The sequence below is a fragment of the bacterium genome (genome assembly GCA_022616075.1).
Classification (GTDB): Bacteria; Acidobacteriota; HRBIN11; order JAKEFK01; family JAKEFK01; genus JAKEFK01.
On the sequence record JAKEFK010000179.1, the window covers coordinates 32531 to 42455 of the forward strand.

At 49.0% G+C, this 9925-nt stretch carries 6 protein-coding genes; 5 read left to right on the plus strand and 1 reads right to left on the minus strand.

Annotation, left to right across the window (positions count from 1 at the left end):
• Nucleotides 1-85 precede the first annotated feature (85 nt).
• From L0156_14165 to L0156_14185, 5 genes are all read left to right on the plus strand, one after another.
• Complete coding sequence (locus L0156_14165; protein MCI0604139.1) at nt 86-499, plus strand: dCMP deaminase family protein; 414 nt, start codon at nt 86-88, stop codon at nt 497-499.
• Between the two features lie 11 nt (nt 500-510).
• Nucleotides 511-3048, plus strand: coding sequence for a sigma 54-interacting transcriptional regulator (locus L0156_14170; GenBank protein ID MCI0604140.1), 2538 nt, complete (start codon nt 511-513; stop codon nt 3046-3048).
• A 74-nt stretch (nt 3049-3122) separates the two neighbouring features.
• The gene (locus tag L0156_14175; GenBank protein MCI0604141.1) at nt 3123-4496 is read left to right on the plus strand and encodes an MBL fold metallo-hydrolase; all 1374 of its coding nucleotides are present in this window, start codon (nt 3123-3125) and stop codon (nt 4494-4496) included.
• Between the two features lie 225 nt (nt 4497-4721).
• Nucleotides 4722-6356, plus strand: a complete 1635-nt coding sequence (locus L0156_14180) for an FAD-dependent thymidylate synthase (GenBank protein MCI0604142.1) — start codon at nt 4722-4724, stop codon at nt 6354-6356.
• A 13-nt stretch (nt 6357-6369) separates the two neighbouring features.
• The gene (locus L0156_14185; GenBank protein MCI0604143.1) at nt 6370-7788 is read left to right on the plus strand and encodes a DUF2079 domain-containing protein; all 1419 of its coding nucleotides are present in this window, start codon (nt 6370-6372) and stop codon (nt 7786-7788) included.
• 7 nt (nt 7789-7795) lie between these two features.
• Here L0156_14185 and L0156_14190 read toward each other — a convergent pair.
• A partial coding sequence (locus L0156_14190) for an ABC transporter substrate-binding protein (protein ID MCI0604144.1) occupies nt 7796-9925 on the minus strand: 2130 nt, incomplete at its 5' end.

Genomic DNA, 9925 nt, shown 5'->3' on the forward strand with positions numbered 1-9925 from the left:
CGTCGAAGACTTGCATCAAAAAACTACGGAGATTGTCGGCAGAGTGCTCCAGCAAGCCAGAAGGCCGGATTGGGATCAGTACTTTATGTCGATTGCGCAGGTTGTTGCCAGTCGAAGCAACTGCGTAAAAAGAAAAGTGGCTGCAGTGGTTGTAAAAGACCGCCGGATCATTTCAACCGGCTACAATGGAACTCCGCGTGGAACAAGAAACTGCAACGAAGGAGGCTGTCCACGCTGCAATCAACTGGCGAAAAGCGGAACCTCGCTCGAAGAGTGTTTCTGCTCCCATGGCGAAGAGAATGCAATTACGCAGGCAGCCTATCACGGTACTTCGCTGAAAGGTTCGGCGCTCTACTCCACCTTCTCTCCCTGCTTGCTCTGCACGAAGATGATCATCAATGCCGGAATCAGTGAAGTAATTTACAACCACGATTACCCGCTGGGTGAGACCGCACTCAATCTGCTTCAAGAAGCCGGCATTACGGTGCGCAAACTGTAATCGGTGTAACAATGCGCGTGCTCGTTGTAGAAGATGACCCGCAATTTGGATCCATGGTTCGCAACCTTCTGGAAACTGAAGGAATCGAAATAGAGCTTGCAGTGAACCCTTCCGAAGCATTTGAAAAACTGATGGCGACTCCCATTGATACGATCCTGCTGGATCTCACGCTTGGGGATCAGTCAGGCATGTCCGTGCTTCGCGAACTGCATGAATCCGGAAGCACAACTCCCATTGTGGTCATGACGGGGCAGGGCTCTATTGAAACGGTTGCCGAAGCAATGCAACTGAATGCTTTTGAGTACATGACGAAACCCTTTGCGAAGGATCAAATCCTGGAAGTTTTGCGCCGCGCGCTCCTTTCCAACAAACAGAAAGGAGAAACGAAAAAAGAGATCACCGGCAAAACGATTCAGATGATCGGACAGAGCCCTCGGATGATTGAAGTCTACAAGGCGATTGCTCGCATTTCCAAAACGGATTCCACTGTTCTGATTACCGGAGAGAATGGCACAGGAAAGGAGCTTGCGGCCAGGTCGATTCATGAGGGTTCCACGAGGTCCCGGAAACCCTTCATTACAGTCAACTGCGGCGCGTTCACTGAAGCTTTGCTGGAAAGCGAGCTATTCGGACACGTTAAAGGCGCACTGGCCGGAGCTTCGGTCGCACACCGCGGAATTCTTGAAAGTGCGTCAGGTGGCACCGTGTTTCTGGATGAAATCAACGAAACGGTTCCTGCATTTCAAGTAAAACTGTTGCGCATGTTACAGCAGCGGACGATCAAACCGGTTGGAAGCAATGAAGAACGCCCTGCGGACATTCGCGTGATCGCGTCAACCACTCAACCTGTAGAAAAGCTCCTGCTCTCTTCCTTTCGAAGAGACTTGCTCTACAAGCTGAGCGTGATCCACATCCATATTCCTGCGCTTCGCGAACGCCAGGATGACATTCCACTGCTGACACATCATTTCTTAATCAGATGCAATAACCGCCAGCGCAAATCGGTTACAATTCCCGATGCCACCATTCAATGGATTAAGACTCTTCCATGGGAAGGAAATATTCGTGAGCTTGAAAACGCGATCGAACGGGCCGTTACGTTGAACGGGACGGGCGTCGTTCAAATCGAGGATCTGATCAGTTTCGGCCTTCGACCGGAAACAGTTTCCACTTTTTCTTCAGTGGCGCCGGAATCCGAAAAAAGCCAGCAGACGATCGAACAGGAGTCGCGATCACTCGATGAGATGACGCGTGATCACATTCTTACAGTGCTCAAATCGACCGGCGGAAACAAACTTCGGACCGCGCAAATTCTTGGAATCGGCCGGTATTCACTTTATCGAATGGCAAACCGGTTGGGTATCGATCTGGATCATCTAACCTTGGAAGCAAGAGACAGGAAACCTAAGTTAGAAAAAAAACAAGAAGTTGAAAAAGGACTGGATGACTTGTTCGATAATGTAAACGATATCATCTACACGAGGGATCTGGATGGAACGATTACGAGCTTGAATGCGGCCGGGGAACGTTTCTTCGGGCATCCGCGAAGCGAAATAGTTGGCGGCACGCTTCATGAATTGTTTCACGATCCTGATATTGAAAAAAACCTGCGAGCAACCAATGAAAGACTCATCAAACAGGGTGTGGATCGTTCTGTTGTTTCAATGATGGACCGGAATGGCAAACTGCGACACCTGGAATTTAACGTCTCGTTGATGCGTGATGAGAACGGCGATCCATCCGGTGCCCGTGGAATTATGCGGGATGTTACTGAAGCGAAAGAATTGGAGCAGGAACTTCGCAACCGTACGAAAGAGCTGGAAGAGTCAAATGAAAAACTGAAAGAGCTCGACCGGATCAAAGCAGACTTTACTGCCATGCTTGTTCACGATTTGAAAACGCCCGCAGCCACAATGATTCTGGCTCTGGAATTCTTGCAAGAGCGATTTGGCGGAAAAGCAGACCGTATTGAAGAGGTCATTGCAACCGGTCTCACTTCGGGACGAACGATCTTACAGCTCGTTGAAGATATGCTTGATATTTTCCGATTTGAGTCAAATAAAATGGAATTGAGGCGAAGCGTCCTCACGATACCGGAGCTCTTGCACGATCCAATGCAAGAAGCTTCTTTACAGGCGGAAAAGAAAGGGATCAACTTCTACAGTGAATTGGACGAGAACCTGCCGCCCGTTTCTGTGGATAGTCCCAAAATGATGCGCGCAGTCTCCAATCTTCTGAGTAACGCGTTCAAATTCACGCCAGCCGGTGGCAAAGTGATTCTACGCGTGACCACCGGCAAAGGATCCGGCGTAAATTCAGACAGCACCTACGTGGATGTCTGTGTCGTAGATACAGGCCAGGGTATTCCTACCGAGCACCTTTCCTACATATTCGACCCTTACTGGCAAACGCCGCTAAAGGGTGTCGGCACTGGTCTCGGCCTCGCGGTTGTAAAACGAATTGTTTCTGCGCACGGCGGCCTTGTATTTGTTCGAAGCAAGCTGGGCGTCGGAAGCGAATTTCACATCGCGCTCCCTGCAATGATTTAATTTTAGAACAGAAGGTTGCGAAGAGCGCTAAGATTAAATATTCTTTGCGATCTTTGCGTTCTTCTGTTAAAAAAATGAAAATTAGCTTTTATGGTGCAGCACAGACCGTTACCGGTTCCCGCTTTCTAATTGAAACCCCGGAAAAGAAAGTTCTCGTTGATTGCGGCTTGTTTCAGGGACCGCGCATCTGGAAAGAGCGGAACTGGGCAAAGCTTCCCTTTGAGCCGGCTGGTCTCGATTGCGTGGTGCTCACGCATGCGCATATTGATCATGCAGGTTTCTTGCCCCGCTTTGCAAAACTTGGCTTTCGCGGTCCGGTAATTTGCACACCCGCGACAGCGGACCTGCTCTCGCTGCTTCTGCCGGATTCCGGACACATCCAGGAAGAAGACGCCGCTTTCGCAAACAAAAAGAAATATACAAGGCACGATCCTGCCCTTCCTTTATATACAGAAGAGGACGCAAAAAAAGTTTTGGAGCAGCTTCAGCAGCTCGAATATTACAAACCGGTTCAGTTGTCCAGCAATCTCTCGTTCAGTTTTCTCCGCGCCGGACACATCCTGGGTTCTGCCATGATTGAATTCCGGTATCGCGACAAGACAATCCTCTTTACCGGCGACCTTGGCAGACCTTCCCAATTCCTCATTAAACGGCCGGATGAAGTTCGTTCCGCTGATTATCTTGTGATGGAATCCACGTACGGAAACCGTTTGCATCAAAGGGTCGATGTTAAGAAAAAGCTGACTGAGCTGATCAAACGAACTTTTGCTAATGGGGGAAGCGTTCTGGTACCTGCGTTCGCCATCGGCAGAACGCAAGAACTGCTGTTCCTGCTCCGCAATCTGGTAGAGAATGGCCAGATTCCGAAACTTCCTATTTTTGTGGACAGCCCTATGGCAATCGATGCGATGTCCATTTACAACCATCATCGTTCCGATTCTTCTAAAGAATTAGAACATTTGCAATTGAGAGACGATACCCCATTCCAATGGGATGGAGTTCGTCCGTTGAGGACAGTTCAGGATTCTATGAGTCTGAACACACGAACCCAGCCTTGCATCATCATTTCAGCAAGCGGGATGGCAAGCGCCGGGAGAATCCTGCATCATTTAAAACGCAGAATCAGCGAGCATTTCAACACTGTATTATTCATTGGATTTCAAGCGGAAGGGACAAAAGGGAGACTCCTTGTGGACGGAATCAAGGAGATTAAGGTGCACGGCAAACAATACCCTGTCGAAGCGAAGATCGAATATTTGGACGCGCTATCGTGCCATGCGGATTACGAAGAGATTTTGCAGTGGCTCCAGAACTTTCAGCGTCCGCCGGAAAAAGTCTTTCTTGTTCACGGAGAGACTTCCGCAAGCCAAAGTCTGTCGCAGAAAATTGCAGAAAGTTACGGCTGGAACGTTCATGTGCCTGTATATATGGAATCGGTTGACTTGTAGTGGCAGAGCATTTTCCACACTGCTTGTGTTCGTATCTTAACTACCTTAACTCTGCCGCTTCCCCGAAATTTGTATCTACGTGAAAATGCTCTGCTAGCATTGCAGAAGAAGCAGAGCATTTGCCCGTCGACAATTTGTTCGTGCTGGTTCAGACTTCTTCGAAGTAGCAAATCTGTTCACTACAAACGGCAAATGCACTGCCACTACGAGCTATAATAAGGCGCTATGACTGATGAATTCACTCCGGAAGAAATAGAAATCCTTTCCCGATACGTCACCAACGCAACCGGTGATACTTTTTGCGTAAACATTCCAGGTCTCGCGGGACCGATCTATGCGCGGTACAGCCGCGCAATCACGGGCCTTCGTCGCACGTTGCTCAAAGAGTTCTTGAAGGATGGAGAGCTAAATGTCACTCGAACCCAGGAGCTGATTGAACGGATCCTCAACGAATACGGAGATGACAGTGTCGGTGAGCTTGAAGGCGCTCATTTGGCCCTGGAACAGATCTCCAATCTTGTGACGAAGATTGTAGAGGACTGCCGCATCGGAGGTTCACCGATCGAACAATCCACGCGGTATGTTTTCTACTACCAGAAGGATAGTGAAGGAAAATACAAGTACTACCGCGGCGAAGAGATTTTCAATAGCCCTATTGGCTCTGAATATGTCCGCGCGATGGACTTCATCTTTGATACGTACGCGGCGGCCGTGGAGCCACTGACCGAATATTTCCGCCGGCTTAAAACTCTGGACGAAGCCGAATATAACATTCGAGGCAAGGGGATTCCGGAAAAATACGCCGCAATGGATTCAGAGGTCTATCAGAAACAGTTTCGAATGACGTACAACGCGGACCTCAAAACGAAAGCCTGTGATGTTCTCCGGGGTCTATTGCCGGCCGCAACGCTCACAAATGTCGGACTCTATGGGAACGGGCGCTTTTATCAAAGTTTGCTTACGCGTCTTTACAGTCACAATCTACCCGAATGCAACAGGCGCGGGTCGGAAGCACATGGCGAGTTGAACAAGATCATCCCGAAATTCGTGAAACGCGCGAAGCGTGATGAGTACGTAGTCGCGCGAGAACATCAGATGAGAAAAGTGACCGAAGAATTATTGCGTGGGGTTCCGCCGAAAGATGAACAGGATTGCTTTCTTTTGCCCATGGCACGTGATCCGGAAACTTTATTCGAACACACGCTCGCTGCCTCTCTCTATCCTTACTGCAAGCATCCTTTACAACAGTTACTCGCCATCGTACGACAAATGTCGTACGATCAGAAAGAAGAGCTCTTGCGAACTTTCACGGGGAACCGGGTGCACAGAAGAAATCGTCCGGGACGCGCTCTGGAAATGGGTTATCCGCTGACGTTCGATATTCAAGCCGACTTTGGCGCCTACAGGGACTTGCAACGGCACCGGATGCTGACCCAGGAACGGCAATTGTTGCAATGCGGTCTGGGATTCGAAATTGAAGAAGAACTCAGGACCATTGGAATGCACGAAAAAGCCGAAGAATGCTTTCAACGATCCGCCGCACTTTACGATCTCATGAACCGCGAGTTGGGTCCCGTGATGGCGCAATATGCAGTGCTGTTCGGCTATAAAATTCGATGGATGATGGGAATGAATTTCCGGGAGGCCATGCACATGATCGAACTACGCACGACTCCCCAGGGGCATCCCAGTTATCGTCACGTCTGCCAGAAGATGATGAAGGAGATCCAGTTAATGCATCCGCAGCTGGCAGAAACGATTCGTTTTGCAGACTTCAACGAATACTACTGGGCACGCGGTGAATCAGAGGCCAGACAGCGACGCAAGGATCGCGAAATCGACGACCGCTATAAAAAATAACCACGGAGTTTCAGTGCAAAACGGATCTGGAAACTCACTTCACTCGCTTCGTCCCATCCTCATTCTCATTGCAGTGATGGCCATCCTGTACTCAACGTATTCCCTGTTGCGACACTGGCATTACAGCAGTAGTGGATATGATCTGGGAATCTTCGATCAGGCGATGTGGCACTACAGCCGGTTCGAAATACCGCGAAACACCATTGCAGATTATCCACATATTCTGGCGGAGCACTTTCATCCTATTTTGCTGATCCTTGTACCGTTCTACCGTGTGCTGCCACGCCCGGAAATACTTTTGGTATTGCAGGCAGTCCTTCTGTCGTTATCCGCGTTGCCCGTGTACATTTACGCGCGATCGAGAGTCGGGTCCCGTTTCGGTTTTGTTTTAAGTCTTGCCTATGTTCTTTTCTGGGGAATACAAAAAACGGTGGCCTTTGATTTTCACGAACTGGCATTTTCTCCCTTGCTGATTGCGACTGCAATTTTAGGATTAGAGACCCGCAAATGGAGACTGCTGTTCCCCGCGCTGATCGGAATCCTTTTGACAAAGGAAGATTTGCATCTGCTCGTCATCTTTTTTGGATTCCTTCTTATCCTGTCCAGGGAATATTTGAAGGGCATTCTGGTAGTAGTTTTTGCTTCCATCAGTTTTGCAGCTGTGGTGACGTGGCTGATGCCGATGTTCGGAGACCCAGACAAATCGGGATTTCTCAACACGTACAGTGAATTCGGACAGGGCCCATTTGCGTTGCTAATCGGCATGATTTCCAGACCATGGGTCGTGATCAAATCCCTGGTAGACCCCCCGATTAAAATCCGTACCTTCCTATTGTGGGTTGGGCCATTCTTGTTTCTTCCGCTAATTTCGCGAATATCCATCTTAGCCGTTCCGTTGGTTCTTGCACGATTTCTTTCTTCAAGTCCGAATCACTGGACTGCAGGATTTCATTACTCAGCGCCCTTAGCTCCGATACTTGCAATGGCGGCGGCGGATGGGCTGCGTCGTGTTCTGGATCGAATTCATCCTGAGATTTTGAAGAAACGGGTAGCCGTGGTAGCTGTTACTTTCATTTTGCTGATGTGCGCGATTCTGCCGGGCAAGCTGCCGGTCTGGCGACTCCTCTCCCCGAAGTACTACCACTTTTCCGATGTCGAAAAAACCGGTCCGAGAGCGCTTTCACTCATTCCAGAAAGTGCATCAGTTGTAGCTCAAGATGGTATTGTTCCGCATTTAAGCCGCCGTGATTTCATTTACACTCTTCGACCGGGAGCTCCTGAGGCAGATTTTGTCGTGGCATCTCAGCGCCTCAAACCATGGCCCAATCAAAACTGGGAGGAAATAGAAACCCTCCTTGCAGAACGAAAAGCGGCGGGATATCGTACCATTTTTGGAGAAAACGGCTGGATTGTTCTTCAGCGCAGTAAGTAATAACCAGTTAGCCGCGAGGTGAGATCTCTTCGTATGGCAAGACGGGGTCGAAGAAATTCAGCGGAACCATATTAATCTCCGGCCGGAAGAAGCAGTAAGTTTGTTCATGGAACAAAGGCAAAACATAGTGATTCCGCTGGATGATCTCCTCGATTTGCCGGTAAATCCCATGCCGCGTGAGTGGATCAGTTTCTGTGCGGCTTCTTTCTAGCAATCTGTCGACTTCAGGTGTCCCGCAAAAATGACCGATGAATCCAGTTTGAGAGTCGAGCAAACTGTAAAGAAACGTATCGGCATCCGGGTAATCAGCAATCCAGTTGGTGAACTGAAGGTCGCATTTCATCTTCCTTAAGTTTGAAGATTCTTCAATTCTTCCCTCAAGGATGTGGAGTAAAAATCCTTTTTCACGCAGAAGCTCAACCACTTCTTGTAAAAAATCTTTGTGTTTCGATTCATAACTGCCATGAATCGCCACGATGATTTCAATAGGTTCCGGCGATTTTTGCTGAAACGGAACGCCGGGCATCCGATTTGAAGGTTCATATCCGAGTAAAGCGGGAGGGGTCAAACTTCGGGCATGGGTGACGCCTCGTCCGATTTTTCTTCGAATGAGCGAATTCCAATCAAGGCTCTGGATAAACCTTTGCCGGAGATTCTCATCTGCAAATGGACCGTGATGAATGTTGAAGCAGGCGTACTGAGTAGACAGGCTGGGAATTTCCTGATAATGCGCAGCGAATTCCGATTCATGCAACAAATGCTCAAAATCGGAAGGGGCGAGGTTCCAGGCGATGGAATATTGTCCGCTTTGAAAGCCGGAAAATACTTGGGCGGGAGAAACGCCAAACGTAAACTCGATACCATCCATTTTCGGAAGATTCGGCATCCAGTAGTTTGGATTTGCTTCGAGCTTCAACCTGCGGCCTGGCTGAAAATCAACCATCCGGAAGGGTCCGGTCCCGACACAACCGGAACGCCAGTCCCCGCCGAAATTTTCAGTTCCTTCGGGAATAATAGCGGTCGGAGTGTATGCCAGAATAGAAGGAAAGAAAGAGAGTGGCTTTTCCAGAAAGATTATAAATTCAGATGCGGAAAGAATTCGAAAACCTTCTAATTCTGTAGATTCACCGCCAGTCACCTTAGAAGCGCCGCGAATCGGAGCAAGCAACCATGGGCTTTGCCCCTGTTTGCACTGGAGTGCACGCTCGAAAGAATAGCGAACATCTCTTGACGTGAGTCTTCTTCCGTCGTGAAATTTCACACCTTCGCGGAGTCGAAAGCGAAACTGTTTCCCGCCGTCTTCGACTTGAAAAGAAGAAGCGAGCCAGGGAGAAATGTGAGCGCCGTCCGTAGAACGGGTCAGAGTTTCAAAAACGGCTGGAAAGACTGTTGTATGTGTGGCGCTATCGGAAAGAGCAGGATCGAGAGCATGCAGTTCTCCCCAGATGGGAACCTGAAGGATTCCCTTAAGCGTTTTTTGCGCGGGAGTGGCAACATTTTTCTCGGCTTTCGCCAGACCAGAATAATTCACAAATGGAGGAATATTGGAAAGAGAAAGATGTTGAACAGAAGGATGTGCAACCCGGTAGTCAATATCGTGAAAAAGGGGAAGAATGATTCCGTTCTGTAGCATCCAATTCTCGATATCACGATAGACACGTTCACGCGTCTGAGGTTCTCTTTCCATTCGAGCCCTTTCCATCTTTTCATCCAGATCAGCGGAAGAAAAATATTTGCGCAGTTCGCCGATGCCTGAATGAAACAAGCTGTAGGTAAAGGTATCCGGGTCATCATAATCGGCGATCCATCGGCTGAATAGGAGATCGATGCCTTCATTCTTCAGATAGCTTTCATTGAAAGAATCCTGATCCGTAGTTTGAATCGAAATTTCGACACCGATATCTGACCATATTTTGAAGAGGGCGCGAGTCAAAGCAGAGTACCTGTCTTGCAGAATCGGTTGCACGGAAGCCCGCATCTTGATCGGAAGTGGAAGACCGGTGGATGCAATCAGTTCTTTTGCTTTATCCATGGGCAGTGAGGATTGTCTTTTGCCTGGATCATGACCAAGAATTCCCGGGGGCAGTAATCCTTGAGCCGGCTGTGCCAATCGACCGACAGTACTCGGAACCAGATC

Bases quoted from the DNA above. Each gene is read 5' to 3' on its own strand.
- L0156_14165 (MCI0604139.1), top strand. From the start codon at position 86: ATGTCGATTGCGCAGGTTGTTGCCAGTCGAAGCAACTGCGTAAAAAGA.
- L0156_14170 (MCI0604140.1), top strand. From the start codon at position 511: ATGCGCGTGCTCGTTGTAGAAGATGACCCGCAATTTGGATCCATGGTT.
- L0156_14175 (MCI0604141.1), top strand. From the start codon at position 3,123: ATGAAAATTAGCTTTTATGGTGCAGCACAGACCGTTACCGGTTCCCGC.
- L0156_14180 (MCI0604142.1), top strand. From the start codon at position 4,722: ATGACTGATGAATTCACTCCGGAAGAAATAGAAATCCTTTCCCGATAC.